Origin of the sequence: Xanthomonas sp. D-36-1 (assembly GCF_017746155.1) — a bacterium.
GTDB classification, from domain to species: domain Bacteria; phylum Pseudomonadota; class Gammaproteobacteria; order Xanthomonadales; family Xanthomonadaceae; genus Xanthomonas; species Xanthomonas cissicola.
Genome location: NZ_JAGHWR010000006.1, coordinates 1 through 23,338, shown reverse-complemented (window position 1 = coordinate 23,338; position 23,338 = coordinate 1). Strand labels below are relative to the sequence as shown.

Sequence of the window (23,338 nt, the reverse complement as noted above, 5' to 3'; positions counted from 1 at the left end):
CAGCGATATCATCCATCCGAAGCGGTATCAGGCTGCCGCCCAACTCACATCGGCGGAACCCTCGCCGAACCATGGAGAACGGGAAGATGTGCGGGACGACTGCCGCTCCAGCCAGCGACGCCATTGGCGTGCTCTGAAACCCGATTCGCTCAACAACATCGCCCGACGTCAGGCATCGGATCGTTTTTCTCCAAATCTGCAAGCCCGCCAGCGATGACGACACACGTTGGCGGAGGGCAACAGATCGGGCCGCGATCAATCGCGCTCGACCAAAAAGCGATCGGCGATTTGATGCAGGCCGTCGTCGACTGGTGGGCCAATCAGTGCCGCCGTGCCGATTTCAGGCGCGCCAGTTGCGCTTCGTAGGCACGCGCGAACTCATCGCCGAACAGGCGACGGAAGCAGTCGTCCGGATCGCTGCGCAGCTGCTCGAAGTTGTCGCGGTAGCGTTCCCAATAACGCCCTTTGCCACCGAAACCCAGGCGCTTACCGCCGGCGTCGGCTTCCTGCTCCAGGCGGTCCGGGCTGAAGTGGAACAGCATGGCGTCGAAGGCCGCGCGCATGCCGGCCAGCATCGCCATCTGATGGCAGCGGATATCGTCGAAGGCATCTTCGAACGCTGGCACCCCGGACAGAAACGACGCGCTTGGCGGTGCGAGCAACTTCTGCAGCGCATCGTCGGCGGTGGCGGCGAACTTGAGCGGGTTGTTCTCCGAGCGTTGGATCACCGTGACCGGCAAGCGAAAGGTGTTCTTGATCTCTGCGCGTGCACGCAGCACATCCATGACGCCATCGACCACGATGGCGAAGATGCGATCCAGCTCCGGCGGCACTGTTGTTGCCGCCGATGATGCGGTTGCAACCGACACGGCCGCCGCCGGCGGCGCGAATGGCGAGGCCACCGGCGCGGCCATGGGCGATGGCGCGGATGGCGCAAAATCGCCCAGCGTCATGTCCCAGTTTTCCGGCAGGGTGGCGCGCGCATCGGGACTGGCCGGTGGACGGAAATGGTCGTGGCTGGGGTTGCTCTGATTCCACGCGCTGGGGCTGGCATCGGGTGCCGGTGCAGGCAACGGGTCGAGCAGGCGCAACGGATCCAGCTCGCGAGGTGCGCCGCTCAGCAACACATCGTCCAACAACGGGTCCACTGCAGGCCGCGCAGAAGGCGGCGTGCCGAACTCCAGCAGATCCAGGTCCGCGGTGGCGGAGGTGGCACGCCGCGTCGACGGCAGCGGCGCAACCTGGGTGCGGTCGTCCATCGCATCTGGCAGCGGGTCGAATGCCGGCGCCGGCGTCGGGGACGCAGCCAGCGATTGCACCTGCACCTGGATCTCGAAGCTGTCCAGCTGCAGGCGGTCGCCATCGCTGAGCGCGGACGGGTCCGCACGCGTCAACGCAGTGCCGTTGAGCGACATGCCGTTGGTGCTGCGGTCTTCGATGAAATACATCCCGTTGAGGAAGCGCACCACCGCATGCGTGCGCGAGACACCGGGCGCGGCCAGCACCCAATCGCTCTCGTCGGAGCGGCCGATGCTGCCGCCGGTGCCGGCAAAGCGCTTCTGCGCGCTGGCGCCGAATTGCGCGGCATGCGCCCCGCTGACGGTGAGGATCAACTGCGAACTGGACACGCCATGGGCTCCTGAAGACGGTCATCGAGGGTTGCGGCCGGCAAGCGTGTATGCCGGCAGCAAAGGCTGGGTGCACCGGTGGCTGCCGCATGCATGCGGCAAGCAGACAGCGGATGCACAGACCTGTGTCCGCCGATACGGATCGGCGCGCGCGCCCAGAGCAATCGGCCTGCGCAAGATGGTCTGCTGGCGCCGTCTCCGAGCGCGGATAGCACACCCACACGCGCAGCCAAACGCCAGCGGCAATTGGCGCAGTCGACGTCGCCCGTTCGGCGAGGCGACTTCATGGCGCCCCCACACTGGTCAGCAACTCCATGGCATGCGCTGCATAGCCGCTGCGCCGCGCTTCCAGCTGCGCCGGCTCGCGCGCGGCCAGCAAGGTGATGGCGGCGGCCACCGCGCGCGCCGTGAGATGGTCGGCCGGCGGCACGGGCGTGGTCTGATGCGGCGGCGCCAGACTGCCGCCGGACCAGGCCACTGCCGCCGCCAGCCACGCACCCAGGGAGACATAGCCGCCGGCATGCGCAAATGCCTGCGCGGCGCGACGATGCGCCTCGCTTGGCTCGCGCACCCACTTCTCGGCCAGTGCCGCGCCGGCACGGTCTTCCTCGTCCAGGGTTTCGCCGCGCACGCATTGGCACAGCCAGGCTACCGCGTAGCGCTTGGGCAGCAGGCGCGCGAGCAGCTTGATGGCATCTTCGCCATGACCGCTGGCCAGCAGCGCGCTGACCGCCGCCTGCGGCGCGATCGGCGTGCGCAGCTGCGCGCGGGCGGGCGCAGACAACTGCATCTGCGCACAGGCCTGCGCCAGCGAGAGCGTGGGCGCGCTCATCCGATCATGATCAGGCCGCCGGCGACCTGCACCAAGGCGTCGGCCTTGATGCTGACCAACGGGCCCTTGAGCGTGGCCGAGGCACCGGCGTCGGCACTGAGCATGCCGCCGGAGGTCAGTTTGAGCGTGGCATCGCCAGCCACCTCGGTGGCCGGCGATTTGGCCTGCAGCTGTGCATTGGCAAGGAGTTTGATGGCGGTGGAGGTGATCTTGGCTTCCGAACTGGCATCGACCAGGATCTTGATGCCGCTCAACACGATCTCGCCGTTCTGTTTCATCACCAGGCGCGCGCTGCCGGTCACCAATTCGATCTCTTCGCCGGCTTTCAGCAGCAGCTTCTTGCCGACATCCACGCTGTCGTTGTTGTCGATCTGCGCACGACGGTCGTGCTTGACCGTCAGCACCCGATCGTTGTCGATGGTGCTGGTGTGATCGTGCTGCACTTCTTCGCGCAGATCGCGTTGCGCACGCAGGTAGAGCTCTTCTGCGCCAGCCTTGTCTTCGAAACGCAGCTCGTTGAAATCGGCAGTGCCGCCCAGCAGGCTGCGGCTGCGCACGCCGCTTTGGGTCTTGTTGTCGGGCAAGGAAAACGGCGGCGCATGGTCGCCGTTGTAGACGCTGCCCACGATCAGCGGGCGGTCCGGGTCGCCTTCCAGAAAGCTCACCACCACTTCCTGCCCCACGCGCGGCAGGCTCATCGCGCCCCAGCCCTTGCCCGCCCACATCGAGGCCACACGCACCCAGCACGACGGCGCGGCATGCGGGCGTGCCGCAGCGGCCCAGTGAAAGGTCACCTGCACGCGGCCATGCGCGTCCAACGCAATGTCCTCGTCGGTGTCGCCGGTCACCACCGCCGTCTGCAGGCCGGCAATGATCGGCGTTGCGGTGCGTTGCAGGCTACGGAACGGCAGCCGGCTTTCCATCACCTGCACCCTGCTGGAAAACGGCGGCTCGCCGCCAGCATGTTCGGGCGCGGCCAGCGTGGTGTGCGCCGACAGCACCAGATATTCCTGCTTGAGTTCGGCACGCGGAAACCCGCGCAAGCGAAACAAGGCACCGACCATCAGGCCGCAGGCATTGGTGGTGGCTGCATGGCTGGCGCGCTGGACGTTGTGCGCCTCGGTGCGCACCTGCATGTAGCGGTTACCGTCGGCCTGCACGGTATGCGCGCCGGGGTAGTCGAAGGCGATCAGACCATCGACGGTGTGCAACTGTTCGCCGCTGGCGTCGGCCTCGGCGGCCAGCGATGCACGCGGCTGCAGCGGGTCATAGTCGGTGCTGCCATGCTGGCTGGAATGTACGCCGCGCGCACTGCGCCAATGGCTCACCACCGAGCGCATCAGGCGCCGGTCGTCGGTGCCCGGCGGCACATAGGGCAAGCTGTCCACGCCATTCTTCGCTGCATGCGCACCCAGCGCATCGGCCAGCACCAAGGTATGCGCGCTGCGGGTATGGGTGAAGTAGTAGTAGATGCCTTCGCGTTCCAGCAGCCGGCTGATGAAGCTGAAATCGTCCTCGCGGTATTGCACGCAGTAGGTGCGCTTGGCGTACTGCGCGCTCAACTGCTGCTGCACATCGCCGTAGCCGATCTCGCCCAGCACGCTGGCGACGATCTCCGGCACGCTCATGTCCTGATAGATGCGGCAGTCGCGGCGCTGGGTCAGCAGCCAGGGTTTGGGCACCACCTGCAGCTCCAGCACGGCGTAATCGAGCGCATCGACCACGGCGTAGCCGTTGTGCGCGCAACTGGCCACCATGCCGTGATACCAGCGCTGTTCGCCCTCGCCATCGGCCAGTTGCACCGCCACTGGCGTGCCAAGCAGATCACGCAGGTTGGGCTGCAACTCGGTGCACAGCGCATCGATGCGGTAGTCGAATAGCTGCCCCAACGCTTCGCTGGCCTGCATGCGATGCAGCAACAGGCGCTCGCCAAGGTCGGAGTGCAGCGTGATGGTGCGCGGCATCGAAGCATCCACAGGTGATGGGGCAACGCACGTTGCGCTGACCGACGGCGCCGCGTTGCGCCCGCGCGTGCAACGGCAGGCGGCTAAAGGCACGGCAACCGTCACGCACATGCTCACATGCGTGCATGCGGCAAAGCCGACATTTCGTCTCAGGCCGGCCCAGGCGTGCGCGCGGTCACGACCCAGCCGTGCACCGGCTGGCCGCGTTCGCTGCGCAGCACGTCCAATTCCAAAGCGATCGGCTGCAGACCAGCGCCTTGCAATGCGGCGCGCACATGCGCATGGCTGTGCCGATAGCGCCCGCTGGCATCGAGTTCGACCCGGTCGCTACGCTCCTCCAGCGCTTCGACCGTGAAGCCCAGCACGCCCCCTGGCGTGAGCGCGCCAGCAGCGGCAGCGAGCACCGGCTGCAGCACACCGAAGTACACCAACGTGTCGGCCGAACCGATCACATCCCACCGCGCGTTCTGCAATTGCAGGTATGCGGTAAGTTCGGCCACCTCGAGGCGATCGTAGCCACCGCGTTGGCGTGCCTTGGCGACCATGCCCGGCGACAGGTCCACACCCACCAGTTCACGTGCATACGGGCGCCACAGCGGCGCACACAGCCCGGTGCCGCAGCCGGCATCGAGCATGCGCAGGCCTGCATGCGGTGGCGCAAGGCAGGCCGCCAATGCCTCGGTCAGCCGTTGCGGCGCGCGGTACTCCAGGTGATGGAGCAACTGTTCGTCGAAACTGTCGGCAAAGCCATCGAACAGTTCACGCACATAGGTATCGCCGGCACGCGGCGGCGGTTCGGCGCCGCCGCAGGCCGCCAGCATATGCGTCGCCACCGCGTTGCCCGGCTCACGCGTGAGCCAGTCGCGGTACACCGTCTGCGCCTGCGCCTGCTCGCCCAACAGGTAGAGCCCGGTGCCCAGCGCCTCGCGGGCGTGCAGGTTGTCCGGTGCCAACGTGCAGGCCTGCTGCAGGCACTGCACCGATTGCTGCAAATGTTCGGCGACCTGCGCGTTGTTGCGCAGGAACAGGCCGAGCAGGTAATGCGCATGCGCGGACTGTGGATAGGTGTGCAACAAGGCCGCATAGGTGACGAAGGCTTCTTCGCCGCGCCGCTGCGCTTCCAGTACCGCTGCCAGATTCGCCAGTGCATCGGTATGTGCAGGCGCCAGCGCCAGTGCGCGGCGATAGCAGTGTTCGGCATCGCGCAGGCGGCCGCATTCGCGATGCACGTTGCCCAGGTTATTGCAGGCATCCGGTTGCGCGGGCGCCAGCGTCAACGCCCGGGTGATGGAGGCCACTGCTGCGTCGCTGTTGCCGCGCTGATGCAGCAGGATGCCCTGGTAATGCAGCGCGTCGGCATGTCCGGGCTGATCGTCCAGCAGCTGCGTATACAGCTGCGCGGCATGTTCGAGCTGGCCACGACGGTGCGCGGCGATCGCCTGCTGCAGTGCCTCGGGGTGTGACTGGGTCGCAGTTTGCATGAGCTTCTCCAAAGACACGGCAACCGGTGGTGCGGGTACGAACCTGAGCGCGGAGCGGCACGGCATTACGCCTGCAACGATCAGCCGACACCACGACCGTGGTGCTGACGCGCCGGGGCAGCCACTGCCTGGAATCGCTGCGGACACTGGCAGGCTTGAGTAACTGCGCATGGGCGCGATCGGCGGACAACTGGCGGCAGCCTGCCACCGCCCCGCCCCACCGCACCACTCACCCGATCAGCACGGTGAAGCAGCCCAGGGTGATCACCCCGCAATGCGCGGTACTGTCGCCCAGCCGCGCAGCAGGCTGGCCTGCGATCAACACGGTCGGTGCGCCCGCCACGATGCTGTCCGGCGAGCCGACGCATACCGCCATGTCGCCCAGCCGCGCCGCCGGCAGGCCGCCAATCAATACCGTCGGCGCGCCGGGGCTGACGATCGGCCCGCCCACATGCGGCACCACCCCGGTCACCATGGGGCAGACATGCAAATCGGTCAGGCGCGCGGCAGGTTGCATCGGCACGCTTGGGTAGTGGCCATGCACGGCACTATCCCGCCAGGCCGCGCCGGTCACCCGACAATTCGTCTCAGCGCTGCGCCACCGAGGTCGTGGTCTCTGCCTCACGGCTGTCCGCCGGCGGCGTCGCCGAGGCCAGGGTCTGGCGCGCGGCACGCAGTGGCGCGTCTGCATCGCCGAAAATGCCGGTAAGAATCTGCAATGCCTGCTGTGCATGGTCGCGCGCCGCCACGGTCTGGCCCAGCCTGCGCTCGGCTTCGGACATGCCGCGCAGGATCTCGGCCGTTTGCGGATGCGCGCGCCCCAGCACACGCTCCGATGCGGTGAGCGCGGCGCGCTGTTCGGCCAGCGATGCTTCCACCTGGCCGTCGTCCAGCAGCCAGAACGCATGGTTGCTGCGATAGGCGATGGTGGCCGGTGCATCGTTGCCGAAGGCCGCCCGCGCGCGCTCCAGCGCCCTGCGGTAGTACGGCCCGGCTTCGGCCACCTTGCCCTGCTGCCGCAATGCGCCGGCCAGGTTGCCTTCGATCATCAAGGTGTCGGCGGCGCTCTCGCCATACAACCTGCGTGTGACCCGCAGCAGCGGGACGAGTTCGGCTTCGGCACCGGCAAAGTCGCGCTGCATCAGCAGGAACACTGCCAGGCTGTTGCGCATCGACACCACCAGTGGATGCTCGGGCCCGCGCATGGCCATGCGCTCGCGCAACAGGCTGCGCTGCAAGGCGATCGCCGGCACCAGCTGGCCGTTATCGGCCAGCATGGCGGCGTAGCTGTTGCCGGCGTCGATACGCTGGTCCGCGCTGCTGGAGGCATTGGCCAGCGCAGCGACATAGGCATGCCGGCTCTGTGCCAACGCATCGCGCATGCGGCCCTGTTCGCGCAGGGCCCATGCCAACCACGCACGCAGCTCGTTGCCCATGGCCTGTTGTTGCGCATCGCCATGTGCTGCCTGTGCAATGCCCTGGCGCAAGACGCGCTCGGCGTCGCCGGGTTTGCCGTCACCGGTGAGCGCCTGTCCCAGCATGGAAGCGGCCTTCAACGCCGGCAGGCTGCCCGCGCCGGCGGTCTGCTGCGCCAGGGTCTGTGCGATGCGCAGATGCTCTACGGCCTGCGGGAAATTAGCCAGCGCAATGAGCGTGCGGCCCAGCGTCAGTTCCACCTGGGTGCGCGCATCGGGCTGGTCGGCCAGCTCGCGCGCCGCACGCTGCGAGGCCTGCTGCATCACGCGCAGCATCAGGGTCTTGTCCAGGTCGCGCGCCACCCCGGGGTCCACGCTGGACAACACCGAACTCATGAAATCGCCGGTGACCTGCGCGCGTTGCGCATCGCGCGCGGCCTGCTGCAGCGACCACAGCGTGGCCCCCAGGCCGGCGACCACGGCGATCGCAGCCAGGCCGGCGGCGACGACGCCGCTGCGATGACGCTGAGTGAACTTGCGCAGCCGCAGCCAGCGGCTCGCCTGCAGGGCGCGCGGCGGGTAACCGTCCAGCCAGCGATGCAGATCGTCCAGGAGCGCAGATACCGATGCGTAGCGCGCACCCGGTTGCGGTTCCAGGGCGCGCAGCACGATCGCATCCAGCCCGTCGCGCAGTTGCTCGTGTAATTTTTGGTAGGTGGTCGCGCGCGCCGCGCAGATGCGCGCACTCGCATCGGCCGGCACTGCTGCCACCCGCTGCGACGGCGGCTGCGGCACCCCGTCGCGTCCGGCCACTGGCGCCAGCCCGCAACTCAATTCGTAAAACATCGCTCCCAGCGCATAGATATCGCTGCGTGCGTCCACATCCTGCGCGCCGCGTGCCTGCTCCGGGCTCATGTAGCCCGGCGTGCCGCGATCATGCGCGTAGGTCATGGCCGGGTTGGTCGCATCGACGGCGATGCCGAAGTCGATCACCCCTGGCATCGGCCGCCCGTCGATCTCGCTGACCAGCACGTTGCTGGGTTTGAGGTCGCGGTGGATCACGCCCTTCTGATGCGCGTGCTGGACTGCCTCGCTGACACGCAGCATCAGCAATACGCGCGCATGCAGCGACAGGCGGTGTTCGTCGCACCACCAGGTGATCGGCTCGCCGCGCAGGTATTCCATCACCAGGTACGGCTGGCCGTGGGCATCGGTGCCCACGTCGTGTATCTGCGCGATCGCCGGGTGCACCATCTGCGCCAGCAGCCGGCACTCGAATTCGAACAGTGCACGGCCCTGCGCATCCAGCGCATCGGCAGCCACCAGCTTGATCGCCACCTCGCGCTCGTACGCGCCATCGGCACGGTGGCCCAGATACACCTGGCCCATGCCGCCAGCGCCGATCAGGCGGTCGATCGCCCACGCACCGAAGCGTGTGCCGGCCGGCAGTTCCGGTAATGGCGCACGCAATGCGGCGGCGGCCTGTTTCAATGGCGCCCGCACGCGCAAGGTGGCCTGCGATTCCACCGCCAGCATCGCCAGCAGTTCGTCACGCAAGCTGGCGTCGTCGCCGGCCTGCGCGCGCGCGAATGCCTCGCGCTCAGCCGCAGGCAGCTGGCAGGCCCGGTGAAACAAGGCTTCCAGGCGTTGCCACGCGGTGGCCGCCAGGCTCACAGCTGCGCCGCCAGCCACACCCTGGCAAAACGCAGATCGCGCTCCAGCGTCGGCACCGACACCTCCAGCTGTTCGGCGGCCTCGGCCACGCTGAAACCCACCAGCTCGGTCAACGCGAATGCCTTGGCTTTGCGCTCGTCCACCTGGGCCAGCTTGTCGAAGGCATCGGCCACCAGCATCAATGCCTCCGGCCGTGCGGCGCCGTCGGACAGGCTGATGGTCAGCGTCACCGCCTGCCCCAACCGCTTGGCGCTGGCCTGCTGGCGCGCCAGATCCACCAACAGGTGGCGCATCTGCAGCGCAGCCACCGAATAGAAATGCGCCCGCGAACGAAAACCCTGCTGGCCCTGTTCCAGCCGCATCCACGCCTCGTGCACCAGCTCGGTCGCCTGCAGGCCGGCGCGCCCGTCGCGACGCAGTTCGCGCATGGCGGTGGCGCGCAGCACGTCATAGACCTGGCGCGCCAATGCGTCGCCCGCGCCGGGTTCGTCGCGCTGCCAGGCCTGTAACAATTCGGTGATCGGCAGCTCGGACATCCAAGCCCATCTCGCCTGCGTGGACACGCAGTATCCCGCATTGGCGCCAACGCGGAACGCGCAGCCGGTAACCGATTGGATTCCCGATCGCCGCGCCCCCGACAGCGCGGAGGCGCCCAGGCAGGCGACGAGGTGTCGCTGGCAGCCGGGTCCGCCTCAGGCACGCCCAGCCTGCCCCACGGCAAAGCGCGACCTCCGGACGCCGCGGTATCGGGTAGCGGCGGCGGCGTGAGCAAGCACAGGCCTGTGCCCGCCTGCGTGCCTGCCGCCAAGTCATGGGCAGCAACCGCGTCACCGCGACGTCATACGACGCCGCTAGCCTGCGCCCCTGCAATCGGCCGGAGGTTGGGGTGTCGGCACATCCAAAGCGCGCCTGGGCACGTCTGTTCACCGAGCATGGCCCGGTGCTGCGCGGCTTCTTCGTGCGCCGCGGAGCAAACGAGGACGCCGAAGACCTGGTCCAGGAAACCTATCTGCGCCTGCTGCGTGCACATCAGCAGCCGGGCCAGACCATCGCCAACCCGGAAGCGTATCTCTATACCGTGGCGGTCAATCTGGCGCGCGAGCAGGCAGCGCGGCGCAAGCAGGCGCCGCTGCGTATCGAGGACATGGAACAGTTCGCGCAACGGCTGGTGGCCGGTGACGATGTCGAAGACAGCGCCCAGCGGCGACAGCGCCAGCAACGCCTGCAGACCGTCCTGGCCGGGCTGCCCGAGCGCGTGCGTGCGGTGCTGGTGATGCAGTACCGCGACGGCCTGAGCTACAGACAGATCGCCGAACGCCTGGGTGTGTCCTCGCATATGGTCAAGAAATACGTGGTGCGCGGCCTGTCGGCCTGTCGATCGGCGCTGGCCGACGAGGGAGCGCAGTGGTGGTGAGCGTCGCGTCGCAGGCGGCGCGCCGCCTGACCGAGGAAGCGGCACACTGGCATGCGCTGCAGCGCATGCAGCCGCTGGATGCCGACCAGCAGGCGCGTTTCATGGAGTGGCTGACCGCCTCGCCGGCGCATGTGCGCGAATACCTGGCGGTGACGCGGGTGGCCGGTGCGCTCGGCGAGGCGTTGGATGCGATGGCGCTGGATGTCGAGGCGCTGCTGCAGGCCGAGCGCCAACGCGATACCGGGCCGGCGCGCAACGTGGTGGCGCTACCATTGCCGCCGCGGCGTCCCGTCGCCGCAGGGGGAACCGCGCGATCGCGGTCGGCGGCACGCCGGTCGCACTGGCATGTCGGTCTGGCCGCCATGCTCGGTCTGCTGACGGTGCTCGGCGGCTGGGCCTGGCCGCGCACCACGACCTATGCGACGGCACATGGCGAACAACGCCGCGTGCAACTGGCCGACCGCAGCGTGGTGTTCCTCAATGCAGACACGCGCATCCAGGCCACCATAACGCCGTGGTCGCGCCACCTGCAGTTGCTGCAGGGCCAGGCGAGCTTCGATGTCGCCCCGGATCGGCGTCCGTTGCAGGTCCGGGCGCTGGACCTGCGCGTGGAAGACATCGGCACCGCGTTCGACATTGCGCTGCATGGGCAGCAGGCACGCATCGACGTGTCTGCCGGTCGCGTGCATGTCTGGCGCGCCGACCGCCCGGCGCAGCCGATGCTGGCCAACCTGGGTGCAGGACAAAGCGCGCGCATCGATGGCGCCGGCCAGGTCCAATTGAGCAATGAAGATGTCGCCACCATGCATGCGTGGCAGCAGCAACGCATCGTCTTCCGCGACGAGCCGTTGCGCAACGTGGCCGAAGACTTCAATCGCCTCAACCGCATCCAGCTGCATATCGACGATCCGCGCGCCGGCGCGATGCGCCTGACCGGCAATCTGCGGAGCGACGATCTCGCCGGCCTGCACGCGTTTCTCGCACGGCAGCCCGGCCTGCGGCTCGAACAGCAAGCCAGTGCGCTGCACATCGTCAGCCGTGCACCACCGGCGACCGCCAACCGGTAAGGCCCGCCGCCAAGGCGACCGACACGCTGGCGCTCACGTGCGTGCAGAAGTCAGCACTGCAGGCACCGCCGCATTGCCCGGCGTGTGCCTGCCGTGGGTCGGCACGCCGCGGCGTCGCACTTTCATGCCTGTTCCCATCGCAGATTCGCGCTGACGTATCTGCGCACCGAACCGCTGGCACCCGGAGTGACGCAATGCGATCTAGGCGTGCGCATCGCGCTGCATGGCGCCGCGCAACGCAACGATCGACGCAATCGGCGATCGAACCGCCAAGCTGCTTTTCGCCGGGCAACACGGGCCTGCATGCCCTCCACGGCACGCGCACGCCTGCGCCCCTGCACGTGTCACAGAAAATTCATGGAAACACGGTGCCCGACTCGGCTTGTCGCGCCTCGTAGATGGGGTAGTCGCCGCATCGCCCCATGCGCGTGTGCGGCGCCCCTCTCCCTCTGCCTGGAAGTGACGATGCGCCGCTGCCTGTTCCTGTCCGTTGCCCTTGCCCTGCATGCCGGTGCTGCCGGCGCCCAGACGCCACCCGTCGCGGTCACTGCCATTCCCGCACAACCGCTGGCACGCGCGCTCAATACGCTGTCGCGCCAGACCGGTCTGCAATTCGTCTACGCGGCCAGCGTCGGCGCCGAGCGTCAGAGCCGTGGCACCACCGACGGCGCAGCACCCGAGCAGGCATTGCAACAACTGCTCGATGGCACCGGCCTGCGCTACCGCTATCTCACGCCCACCACGGTGACCATCGAACCGGACACCGCCACCAGCCAGGCGCCGGCTGCAACGGTGCCGGCTGCGCCAAGCAGCACGCCGATCGCCGCCGGTGCACCGGTGCGCGAACTGGACAGCATCCAGGTGCTGGGCAGCTATGCCGGCAGCCTCAGCGCCGCGCTGCGCGAGAAGCGCTATGCCGACAGCGTGGTGGACGTGATCGCCGCCGAAGACATCGGCAAGCTGCCGGCGCAGAACGTGGCCGAAGCCCTGCAGCGCGTGCCGGGCGTGTCGATCGTGCGCGACCGCGGCGAAGGCGTGTACGTGCGTGTACGCGGCCTGGGACCGAATTTCCAGGTGACCACGCTCAACGGCCAGACCATGGCAGTCAACGAAAACGTGCGCACCTCCGGCCAGACCGGCCGCCAGTTTCGCTACGACACCTTGCCGGCGGAACTGGTCTCCGGCCTGGACGTGATCAAGAGTCCCACCGCCGATCTGGACGAAGGCGCCATCGGCGGCATCGTCAACGTACGCACCTTCCGCCCGCTGGAACTGGGCAAGACCTTGCTCAACACCTCGCTGGAATCCAGCCAGGCGCAACGCACGCATGCCAACGACCCGCGCGTGTCCGGCCTGTTCAACTGGGTCAATGCCGAGGGCACCTTCGGCATGCTGGTGTCCGGCGCATATGCCCAGCGCAGTCTGCGCCAGGACCGCGTCAACGAAGTGAGCTGGGATTACTACCCCAGCGGCGTGCCGGGTGCGCCAGGTGCGTATTACCTGCCCACCGGCCTGCGCCCGACGCTGGAACTGGAGCAGCGCGAACGCACCGGCGTGGCCGCCTCGTTGCAATGGCGCCCCAGTGCCGCCTGGGAAACCAATCTGGACCTGCTGTATGCCAAGCAGACGGTGCACTACGACGAATACAGCCTGGGCGTTGGCTTCGACGGTGTGTCCAAGATGAGCAACCTGCAAGTGGACCACGGCGGCGTGACCGGCTTCGACTATCGCAATGGCCAGGTGCAGGTCTCGCGCGAGACCTCCGGTATCACCGACGACAATCGCAGCGCGCGCCTGTCCAGTACCTGGAATGGCGATCTGTGGACGCTTGGCGCAGTGGCGTTCCACTCGCAGGCACACAGCGACGACTCCGACCCGATCCGCCGCACGCGCCTGCGCAGCGCCAGCAACCTGTCGATGCGCGTGGAGATGCCGCAGGCCGACGACGACAACGTGCCGAACTGGAGTTTCACCAATGGTTTCGATCCGACCAACCCGGCCAGCGTCAGCGGACGCCGGCTGGAATGGCGGCAGATCGATGCGCGCGACAAGGAAGACGCGCTGCAGCTGGACGCCAAGCGCACGCTCGGCGATGGCTGGCTGCGCGACATCAAGTTCGGCGCCAAGTACCGCGAGCGCTCGCGCACCTATGATCGTGTCGACCTGCTGCTCAACCGCATCGCCGGTGTGCGCTTTCCGGGCAGCTATTTCACCGCGCTGCCGGTGAGCGACATGCTGGTCGACGGCAAGGGCACGCTGCCACGGCAGTGGCTGGCGCCGATCGAAGCGCCGTTCTGGAACGACTGGCCCACAGCCGCCGACCTGAGCGGCACGCCCAACAGCGCCGACCTGCAGAATTCCTGCGAGGTGCGCGAGACGATCGGCTCGGCGTATGCGATGACCGACGTCGGCGGCACCCTGGCCGGGCGCGATGTACGCGGCAATCTCGGCGTGCGCTTGGTGCGTACCGAGCAGACCACCGACGGCCATGCCGACCTCGACGGCGCCGCCCAGCCGGTGCATTTCGCGCGCAGCTACACCAACGCGTTGCCCTCGCTCAACGCCGCCTGGGACGTGCGCGATGACATGGTGCTGCGGACCTCCGCGGCCAAGGTGATCACCCGCCCGGATCTCACCGACCTGTCGTCCAAGCTGACCTTCAATTCCAGTGGCGAAGTGCTGACCGCCAGCGGTGGCAATCCGGCGCTGCGTCCGTTCGAAGCCTGGCAGTACGACCTGACCTTCGAGTGGTACATCGACGGCACCTCCGCGCTGACTGGCGGTGTGTTCTACAAGGACATCTCCAGTTTCATCCAGACCCAGCTGTCGTATCTGGATTACCAGGGCCAGACCTACCTGCTTTCGTCCAAGACCAACGGCAGCCAGGCCAGCGTCAAGGGCGTGGAGCTGGCCTACCAACAGGTGTTCACCGGCCTGCCGGCGCCGCTGGACGGTTTGGGCATGCAGCTCAACTACACCTTTACCGACAGCCAGGCGACCTACCGCGACGGCACGCGCCGCTTCACCGACAGCCTGGAAGGCGTGGCCAGGAACACCTACAACGCCGTGCTGTTCTACGAGAAGGGCCCGCTGATGGCGCGCGCCAGCTACAGCTGGAGCGACAACATCGTCAACGCGGTGGGCACCGCCAACGTGGCCACGCTCAACAGCGATGCCTTCGGCAGCCTGGATGCCAATGTCGCCTGGAAGGTCAACGACACCCTGTCGGTGTTCGTCAACGCCATCAATCTCACCGGCCAGGTGCAGCGGCAGTACGTCGGCGACCACCTGTTCGGCGGCTACACCAACTACGGCCGGACCTGGTCGCTGGGTCTGCGCGCGCGCTTCTGAGCGCGTTTGCATGCGCAGCCGGCGGTCGTCGCGCTCGCGCACGGCCGCCACCGCACTGCGCCGATTGTTTCGCCTCTCCGCTTCACTCGTCATGGATCTGCCGATGCTTCTGCGTTTTTGCCGCCGCGCTACCGCCCTGCTCGGGCTCGCGCTCGTGCCGCTCACCCCTGCCCACGCCACCGATGCGACGCCGGACACCCTGGAAAAAGTGGTGATCCTCAAACGCCACGGCGTGCGTGCGGCGATGTCCAGCCCCGAACGGCTGGGTCGCTATTCGTTGCACGCATGGCCGCATTTCGGCGTGCCGGCCGGTCACCTCACCGCCAACGGCGCGCAGCTGGAACGCCTGTTCGGCGACTACTACCGCGCGCGCTACACCGCGCTCGGTCTGTTGAACGGCGATGGCTGCAACCAGGCCTATTACTGGGCCAACCGCACCCAGCGCACCATTGCCTCGGCGCAGGCGCTGGCCAGCACACTGACGCCCGGCTGCGCCGACCCCGTGCATCACGTGCCGACCGGCAGTTCCGATGTGTTGTTCGATGGCACCGCTGCACTGCGTCAGCCCCAGGCGCGTGCGCGCATGCAGGCGGCCATTGCCGGCCGCATCGGTGGCGATGCGCGGGCCTGGAACGCGACCCAGAGCGATGCGCTCGACACGCTCGAACACCTGCTGCTGCAATGTGCGCAACGGCCGTGCCCCGCGCAGGCCGCGCCCGGCAAGCTACGCCTGACCACGGTGCCGGCCGGGCTGGACGATGCCGGGCCGTCGATTCCCGGTCTCGACGGCCCCGCCGCGGCTGCCTCGGGCATCACCGAAAGCCTGCTGATGGGCTGGGCCGATGGACAGGACTTCGCAGCACTCGGTTGGCAAGGCCTGGATGAAGCCACGCTGCTGCGTGTGTTCGCCCCGCACCAGGCCGAATTCGCGCTGCGTTTGCGCGCACCGACCGTCGCCCGCCTGGCCAGCACGCCGCTGGCCACACGCCTGCTGGCCACGCTGCAGCAAGGCAGCGATGCACACGCCGCGGCCGACGCCATCGGCGGCGATGCGCGCCTGGTGGTGGTGTCCGGCCATGACGGCACCCTAACCTTGCTGGCCGGCATGTTCGATCTGCACTGGCAGTTGCCCGGCTATCAATCCGACCAGACCGTCCCCGGTGGCGCGCTGGTGTTCGAACGCTGGCGGCGCGCCGACGGCCAGCGCGTCATTCGCCTGCGCTACACCGCGCAGAGCCTGACGCAGCTGCGCAAACGCGTGCCATTGACGCTGCAGGCACCGCCGCCGAGCGCAGCCATCTTCATTCCCGGCTGCAGCACCGCCACGCCGGCATACGACTGCCCGCTGCCGCAGTTCGCCCGCATCGTCCAGGCCGCACTCGACCCGCTCGCCTTGGACCACTGACCCCTCCACGCGACGCGCCGGGCCCGACGCGCCGCGTCCATCCGCTGTTCCCCAACCGCACGAGGTCATCATGCTTCAGCATCTGCGTTCTCTGCTCAGCGTCGGAATCGGTGTGACCCTGGCCTGCGCCGGTGTCGCCCACGCACAATCCAGCGTCGGCGTGCTCGACGTGCTCACCTATAACGTCGCCGGCCTGCCGGAGGGCATCTCCAGCAGCAACCCCGCCACCAATACGCCGCTGCTGGCACCGAAACTGGCGCCGTATGGGCTGGTTCACGTGCAGGAAGACTTCAACTACCACGCTGCGCTCTACGCCGGCGACAACCACCCGTACCGCACACCCACCAGCGGCGGTGCCGCCATCGGCGACGGTCTCAACACGCTGAGCAACTATCCCTTCAACGACTTCACCCGGGTCAAGTGGGACAAGTGCAACGGCACGGACTGCCTCACGCCGAAGGGCTTCAGCTACATGCAGGTGCGGCTGGACAACGGGGTGCTGCTGGACGTCTACAACGCCCACCCCAATGCCGGTACCGAAACCGCCGACCTGGCCGCCCGCCGCGCCAACATCAGCCAGTTGTCGCAATTCATCGGCACCTGGTCGGCCGGCAACGCGGTGCTGGTGATGATGGACTCCAACACCCGCTACACCCGCAGCGAAGACAACATCCGCGAGCTCATCGCCAGCAACAACCTGATCGATGCGTGGGTGGAACTGATCAAGGGCACCGCCCCGGCAGCCGGCGCCGCACCGCTGCTGTGCGGCACGCCGCCGACCAACACCTGCGAGGTGGTGGACAAGATCCTGTACCGCGCCGCGCCGCAGCTGACCCTGGCCGCCAACCGTTACCAGCTCGACCCAGGCAACTTCTACGACAGCGCCGGCAAGCCGCTGTCGGATCACTATCCGCTGTACACGCAATTCGGTTGGGCGGTGGGCACCGATGTGCGCACCAGCGACAGCTTTGGCGGACCGCATGGCGTGCCGTTCAACGACGTGGCCGGCGGCGCCCACCAGCGCCAACTGCGCAGCGTCACCCTGCGCGGCGCCGAACGCCTGGATGCGGTGGCCGCCAGCCTGGACAACGGCGCCACCCTGGCCCACGGCGGCAGCGGCGGAACCGCCACCAGCTTGGCCCTGCGCAGCGGCGAGACGCTCACCTCGGCCACCGTCACGCTTGGCCAGTACAACGGCCGCACCCGGTTGTTCTCGCTCAGCCTGACCACCAACCAGGGCCGCAGCATCGCCGCCGGTACTCCGACCAGCGAGCGCTATACCCTCACCGCCCCCACCGGCTGGCATATCGCCGGCTTCACCGGCCGCGCCGGCGATGCCATCGACAAGCTGGGTGTGATCTATCGAAAGGATTGAGCGCGGCGGATTTATCCATTGCAACGGAGCGGCGTCGGTTCGGCGCCGCTCTGTTTTGTGTGCGGCAATCACGACGAGGCGATGGCCGGCATTCTCGCAGCTCGCGATGACGCACGTCTGCAACGCCGCGCAATTGCGTGTCACCCAAGGACACAGGCTCCACGCGTGCAGGCGCTTTCAATGGCGTGCGCTTCCGGCGTTGCATCCAAGATCGCAGTACCGCAGGCGCTGGTGCTTTTTAGGGACAGCTGCGCGCTGACGGTTGGCGGCATTGGCGCGGCACGCAGACGGGTTTCAGCGGGTTGCGACCAATGTCGATCGTGGTTCTGCCTGCAGCGGCCTGCAGGCCATCAAGCTAGGCAAGGCGCTGGAGCGCGATCGGCCACAGCAATTGCGGCGATGGACGATCCGGGACGGTATGTCTGACGTATCGGGAAAATTCCAACGATGAACTCGATTGTCCATCCGCTGCCGGCTGAAGTAGCGATGATGTTATGAGTACCAAGGGGTGCGACTGCAAGCGTGAATTTTCTTCAGCATCCCCTCGATCACGCACGAGCGAGCGACCATCCGTGCGATGCCGCGCGCAGGGACTTCCCTGCGCGCAGCAAAACACGTCATCGCCCTCGGCCCTTGGCCGCCTCGCAGAGCCTGCGATTGAACCAGGTGGACTTGGCGATGGGCAGGTACGCATCCCAGTCGCTGGGCGGCAACATCGTGCTGTCCTTGTCCATCTCCGCCTGGAACGAGGCCTCGTCGCGGCTGCGACCGGCCATGGTCTGATCCAGTGCCGCCAGGCACTCTTGCGGGCGGTTCAGGCGCAGCAGGGTGAGCGCGCGGTCGTTGGCGAAACGGTCGCGATCGAGCCAGTTGAGGAACTCGCCGCACTCGCCCGCGAACAACTGCATGCCGGCAAGTGCTTCGGTATAGCGCTTGCCGCGATAATCCCGCAGGTACGCCTCACGTCGTCGGCTGCTGGCTGCGGAGGTGCAGCCGGCCGGCAGCTGCAGATAGTCGCCTTCGAAGCTGGCGCGCATGCCGCAGTAATCGCGGCAGCTGTCTGGCGTCAGTGCGGCGATGCTGAAGCCACCTGCCACCGGCTTGAACGAGAGCTTGCACGGCGTGTCGCTGGCATCGCTCACTTCCGCCTTGTCGCCTTGCAGCGTGCCCTCCAAGGAACAGGTGTGGCCGTTGGCGCCCACCGCGAGCATCTCGAAGTGGCGCGCCCCACCCTTGTCGCTGACCTGCAGGCTGCCCCAACCTTGCTTGGTGCCGTAGCGTCGGACCGGCCGCCACCGCGCCAAATGCCGCCAGCCACATCAGTATTCCGCTCCATCCATATCGCCGTGCCATTGCTTCGTCCTGTGTTCGACCAAGCGGCAAGTGTGCGGCATCGCGGCGACGCCAGGCGAGCGTCGCGCTGACGCTGGCTCGGCGGTGCGTCCCACCGCCTGTGTCCCCAGCCGATTATCTCGCGTGGCAATCCGCGCACGCCCGTATGTTGCTATCGCCGCCTACGGGCGCACGCTCAGTGCATGGCTGCGGCGCTGCGCTCATGCTGCGATGTGCGTTCGCGTGCATCGGCTGTAGACCATCAACCCAGCAATGCGAGCACCGATATCTGCTGCGCCGATCCATCCAGATGGTGATGTCGATAACACGCTGGCTGCAGCTGCTCGACAAACATCGCCACACCCCATCAGCGCAGGCCCGACACCCGCCGCGCCGCAATGACGTGGCGGGTGCCTGGATGCGAATCAGGCCTCCAGCAGCGGCGACGGCGCGGCGCTCCCGTCGTCCTGTGCAATCAGGAAGGCCGCCCCGGCGCTGGTCGAGGCAACGTAGGCCAGCACGTCCATCGTCGTCTGATAGGCCCAGATCGCGAAGCTGGTGATCAGCTCTGCCGCCACCGTCGCACCGGCGCTCGCCGCACCGCCCAGCACCTTGGTCAGGATGGTGACCAGCGCCATCGACAGGGCCCACCACCCGGCCATGCTCAGCACCAGCCGCAGCAACGGCATGAACACGCCGGCCTCGTACACGGCCACCAACACCGTCAGCAGCGCGCCGGCCGACGCGGTCCGGTTGTTGCCGACCGTGGCGACCAACCCGTTGATCGCGCGCATGACGCTGGGATAGCCCTCGAGCAACCGGTAGACGCCAGGGCCGAGCCTGTCGGCATTGCCGATCAACGGCCCCAGACCGATCGCCAGGAAGCACCCGCCGGTCAGATCCCAGATCACCTTGACCAGCGCCAGATTCAGATCCTCGGTGGACAGGTCACCACCCACAAACGCCTTGAGATGGTTGTCCAGTCCGGCCTGGGTGGGGTTGAACAGGAAACTGAAGCAGGTGGAAAAATCCGGGCTGTAGTTCCCGCTGCCCACGATCGCGTTATTGGCGTCCACCGCCACGAACGGCGCACCGCCGGCGATACCCAGGTTCAAGGCGCCATTGGACTGCAGCGACGGCACCAGATTGGCCGCGTTCTGCGCACTGCCGCCGGCATGCAAGGTACCGTCGGCGGCCAATTGCACGTAGCTGCCGTCGCTGCAGCGCAGCTGCACGATCGGCGAGCCGGCCGCACCTGGAATCGACAAGGTGAAGGTCTCCGCTGCAGCGCTGGACGCGGCGCTGGCGAGGATCTGCTGGTTCGCGCCCACCTGCCAGAAACCGCCAGCCGCGGCGCTGAGCTTGATCTCGTCGCCGGTGGCGAACAGCCCCGCCATCGACACGAAGTTCTGGTCGATCGCAAACGCCGGTTCCGGGCGGGTCAGCGCGAACGGCTGCCCTTCGCGCACCACGGTGCTGGAGATCGCCGCCGACCCCCAGCTGTAAACGGCGACGAAGGATTTGGCGACATTCGGCCAGCTATCGCCGAAGGTGGCGTTGTTGGCCGTGATGTTCAATGCCTGACCGCTGACCAGCCCGGCGACCTTGGCAGTCACATCGCTGCGCCCGTAACTGGCCGCGATGATGTTCAGCGCAGCCGGATCCACCGGCGGCGTGTATGCAGGCGTGGACGCGGTGTAGTCGATGGTGAGCGTGCCGCCCTCCTGGATGATGGAAGATTGCGGCGCGTAGTCGGCGTATTGGAATACCACGCACAGCGTCTTTGCGTTACCGGGCCAGCCATCGCCGAACACCGCATTGGATGCCGGCAGGCTCACGTGGCGCTGCCTGACATTGGCCTGCAGGATACCGGTCACATCCTGCAGGCCCCAGAAGGCACTGAGCACCTGCAGGTGCGGACGATACCTCAAGGCATAGGGGCTGCCTTCCACCACGATGTCGATGAACGGAACCTGCCCCGTGTAGCTGGCCACCACCACCAGGGTCTTGACGTTGTTCGGCCAGGTATCGGTAAAGGTCGCGTTGTTGGCAGTGATATCGAGCGTCTGGTCGCTCTGCTGCACCAGACCCTGCACCTTGGCGGTCACATCCACCGGACCGTAGCTCGCGCCCCAGATCGTGAGCACGGGCCCGGTGGCGGCGATATCGCCTGCCTGCGCGTCCGCCTGCGCGAACTCGGTCGCCCCGACGCTCAGCGTGGCCCCCTCCTTCGCCGCCACGGTGCGCGTTGCACCATCGTCGTAGCGGTAGACCACTGTCAGCACCTTGGCATGATTTGGCCAGGTGTCGGTAAAGGTCGCATTGTTGGCCACCACCGATAGCGTCTGCGGGGCGGCATTGCGGTTGACCAATGCCGCCACCTGCGCGGTGACGTCCTTCAATCCATACGTTGCGGCCACGATGTTGAGAACACCGCTGCTCGAAATGTTCATGCCTTTTCCCGTGAGGTGATGGTCGGTACCAACCGTACCGGGCCTGCGCAAGCGAACCCGACAGAACGTCTCAGTCGTCCGGCCTGCGACGCACTGCATCACTCAAGCCAGGACTCGAAAGAGTTCTGTCACGTTGCTCGATCCACTTCCTGATCCCGTTCAACCGGGACGACCGGTGTCGGGTTGGCTTCGCACGTGAACCTGCGCCCGTTCGTTCGGGTGACATCACCGGAAAGCACCCCGATCGTGCCCGGACGGAGTACTGAACGTTCGTGATCAGTTCTGCCCGGCCGAGCCATTCTGACGCCGTCCGTGATCGTGCCGATCGCCCTTTGGACCTCCGCGCACCTCCGGTTTGGTCCGGCTGTCATGATTGCCCTGGTGATCGCGGCCAGTCAGGGCTTTGCGTGCTGCCCCTTTTTCGCTTCCCTGTGCGGCAAGCGCGGATTTCTGGACAACCACGCGCTGCTGCGCCACTACCGTTGCGCCATCACATTTGCGATGACGCTGGTCGGATGGATTCACCGGCTTGGTTACCAATCCCAAGGCGGGCTTCTTGCAGACGCTGCATACTAGTTCAACCATAAATCACCTCGTCTTTCGTGAGAGATCCCGGAGGCAGCTGAAAATGGCGGAGTCGCACCGGCGGATGCACATCGGTCAGACGGGTGGCGGGTTGCAGTTGCCCTCCGCAACATCGCGCTCGTGGAGAAAGTGAACCCGACCCCGTTACCTCGTTACCTCGTTACCAAACCTGATCCCGTTGCCAATTTTTATTGTAATTTCAATTTACTAATTCATTGAATGGTAAGTAAAAGCACCATTATTTATTTCAAAAATCCACGCCTTTTGCTCTGCGTCAGTTACAGGGTGGGCGAAAGGTCCTACACTCATATAAGTATTGACACCCAGCCCCTGCCGCCAATCATCCACGCCTCCACCGAAATATAAAATTGGCAGATTTACCTGAAATCCAGCGGAAGCCATCATCGCATTGAACTGAACGACATCGTATTGCGCACCCGATGCAAACATAGAGAAGTGAGCGCCGCGCAGCCTCTTATTATCTACTATCTGCAACGCGCCCAGACATGAATCGACTTTCGAGAAAGCAATCACCCGCGAAGCGGCGTACTCCCATTCACGGATGATGGGAATTCGACGGGGGTCGGTTTCCTTGACGCTTCGAAGGCCACCTCTTGCACAGCGGTCGCTTGGATTATCTCCTGGATCAGCCGAATTGCGTATCGCACGCGCCACCTCATACTCGTGTTCAGAAGCTGCCATTCATCACCTCAGCAAGATTGTAAAACTACTTGAATAAATCAAATTAACTTGTGGCAACTTTCAAGCACGATCCATGCGTCTCATAAGTTCCGTAGTGCCGTATGCAAATTTATCTGAGCCTGAGGCACGATATCTAGCTTAGATCCGGAGCCTCCCAGTTCACCACTGTATCTGTGTGGTAGTGGGAGTACAGAGCTTGCACGGTATCAAGCGTCGTCTTGCAATCGAAACAGCACGGCTTCGAGACTCCCATATGTACGCCCTTTGCCGAGTAGCTACTGGCTTTAATCTCCTCCAAAACCTGCATCTCGGCATGCATACCACCCTGGCCACGCTCGACGATGGCGTATGTAAAATCGAACCCCAGCTCCTGTGCCAGCGCTTCCATATGCCAGTCGTCGAGTCGACGGCTGTTGGCCGCCACTAGCCATTCGTCGTTAATGACCGCCAGTGCAACACAATCCATTTGGATCAGTCCTTGGGAAGCCTTTGTCTGCGAAGTTCTTCCAGAGTAGCTAATTGCTAGTAGAAAACTGGCAGCCTTGTCCAGGTCGTTTATCTCCGAGCGCCGGAGCGCATGGTAGCCCTTATCCTTGCGGTTAACTCGCTTACGCAATGCCTTTGGCATCATTAAACTCCTCTAGGGAAACTCTGAACAAT

At 66.3% G+C, this 23,338-nt stretch carries 16 protein-coding genes and 1 pseudogene; 6 read left to right on the top strand and 11 right to left on the bottom strand.

Annotated elements, in window-relative coordinates:
- Nucleotides 1-320 precede the first annotated feature (320 nt).
- The 7 genes from tagH to ecfK form a co-directional block, all read right to left on the bottom strand.
- Nucleotides 321-1,628, bottom strand: a complete 1,308-nt coding sequence (gene tagH, locus J7367_RS01935; protein WP_057661013.1) for a type VI secretion system-associated FHA domain protein TagH — start codon at nt 1,626-1,628, stop codon at nt 321-323.
- 283 nt (nt 1,629-1,911) lie between these two features.
- Nucleotides 1,912-2,460 carry a hypothetical protein gene (locus J7367_RS01930; protein ID WP_057661011.1) on the bottom strand — a complete coding sequence of 183 codons (549 nt, stop codon included), beginning with the start codon at nt 2,458-2,460 and terminating at the stop codon, nt 1,912-1,914.
- Entirely contained in the window at nt 2,457-4,424 is a 1,968-nt protein-coding gene (locus tag J7367_RS01925; protein WP_057661008.1) for a type VI secretion system tip protein VgrG, read from the bottom strand. The genes J7367_RS01930 and J7367_RS01925 overlap by 4 nt, the downstream gene beginning before the upstream one ends.
- Nucleotides 4,425-4,573: 149 nt before the next feature.
- Complete coding sequence (locus J7367_RS01920; RefSeq protein WP_057661006.1) at nt 4,574-5,905, bottom strand: tetratricopeptide repeat protein; 1,332 nt, start codon at nt 5,903-5,905, stop codon at nt 4,574-4,576.
- A 229-nt stretch (nt 5,906-6,134) separates the two neighbouring features.
- Nucleotides 6,135-6,449: a PAAR domain-containing protein gene (locus J7367_RS01915; protein WP_139792760.1), complete on the bottom strand. Its 315-nt coding sequence runs from the start codon at nt 6,447-6,449 to the stop codon at nt 6,135-6,137.
- Between the two features lie 43 nt (nt 6,450-6,492).
- Nucleotides 6,493-9,012, bottom strand: a complete 2,520-nt coding sequence (locus J7367_RS01910; RefSeq protein ID WP_057661004.1) for a serine/threonine-protein kinase — start codon at nt 9,010-9,012, stop codon at nt 6,493-6,495.
- Nucleotides 8,991-9,530: an ECF-type sigma factor EcfK gene (gene ecfK / locus J7367_RS01905; protein WP_007967112.1), complete on the bottom strand. Its 540-nt coding sequence runs from the start codon at nt 9,528-9,530 to the stop codon at nt 8,991-8,993. Before ecfK ends, J7367_RS01910 begins: the two co-directional genes overlap by 22 nt.
- 350 nt (nt 9,531-9,880) lie before the next feature.
- Between ecfK and J7367_RS01900 the strand changes: the two genes are divergently transcribed.
- The 5 genes from J7367_RS01900 to J7367_RS01880 all read left to right on the top strand — a co-directional run bounded on the left by J7367_RS01900 (nt 9,881) and on the right by J7367_RS01880 (nt 17,606).
- Nucleotides 9,881-10,408, top strand: coding sequence for an RNA polymerase sigma factor (locus J7367_RS01900; protein ID WP_022560311.1), 528 nt, complete (start codon nt 9,881-9,883; stop codon nt 10,406-10,408).
- On the top strand, nt 10,405-11,475 hold the full coding sequence (locus J7367_RS01895; RefSeq protein ID WP_057661044.1) for a FecR domain-containing protein: 1,071 nt from the start codon (nt 10,405-10,407) through the stop codon (nt 11,473-11,475). Before J7367_RS01900 ends, J7367_RS01895 begins: the two co-directional genes overlap by 4 nt.
- Nucleotides 11,476-11,940: 465 nt before the next feature.
- Entirely contained in the window at nt 11,941-14,826 is a 2,886-nt protein-coding gene (locus J7367_RS01890; protein ID WP_057661002.1) for a TonB-dependent receptor, read from the top strand.
- 103 nt (nt 14,827-14,929) lie between these two features.
- Nucleotides 14,930-16,231 (top strand): histidine-type phosphatase, encoded by a 1,302-nt coding sequence (locus J7367_RS01885; protein WP_057661042.1) that lies wholly within the window; start codon nt 14,930-14,932, stop codon nt 16,229-16,231.
- 70 nt (nt 16,232-16,301) lie between these two features.
- Nucleotides 16,302-17,606, top strand: coding sequence for a jacalin-like lectin (locus tag J7367_RS01880; RefSeq protein WP_007967121.1), 1,305 nt, complete (start codon nt 16,302-16,304; stop codon nt 17,604-17,606).
- Between the two features lie 617 nt (nt 17,607-18,223).
- Here the strand turns inward: J7367_RS01880 and J7367_RS01875 are convergent.
- Nucleotides 18,224-18,959, bottom strand: a pseudogene (locus tag J7367_RS01875) (hypothetical protein).
- Nucleotides 18,960-19,363: 404 nt separating this feature from the next.
- Entirely contained in the window at nt 19,364-21,391 is a 2,028-nt protein-coding gene (locus J7367_RS01870) for a hypothetical protein (protein WP_057661001.1), read from the bottom strand.
- Nucleotides 21,392-21,703: 312 nt separating this feature from the next.
- Here J7367_RS01870 and J7367_RS01865 point away from each other — a divergent pair, with 312 nt between their 5' ends.
- Nucleotides 21,704-21,967 (top strand): hypothetical protein, encoded by a 264-nt coding sequence (locus J7367_RS01865; RefSeq protein ID WP_042805832.1) that lies wholly within the window; start codon nt 21,704-21,706, stop codon nt 21,965-21,967.
- A 216-nt stretch (nt 21,968-22,183) separates the two neighbouring features.
- Here J7367_RS01865 and J7367_RS01860 read toward each other — a convergent pair whose 3' ends face one another.
- Nucleotides 22,184-22,678: a hypothetical protein gene (locus tag J7367_RS01860; RefSeq protein WP_139792758.1), complete on the bottom strand. Its 495-nt coding sequence runs from the start codon at nt 22,676-22,678 to the stop codon at nt 22,184-22,186.
- Nucleotides 22,679-22,811: 133 nt separating this feature from the next.
- Nucleotides 22,812-23,309, bottom strand: a complete 498-nt coding sequence (locus J7367_RS01855) for a hypothetical protein (RefSeq protein WP_017159434.1) — start codon at nt 23,307-23,309, stop codon at nt 22,812-22,814.
- Nucleotides 23,310-23,338 lie beyond the last annotated feature (29 nt).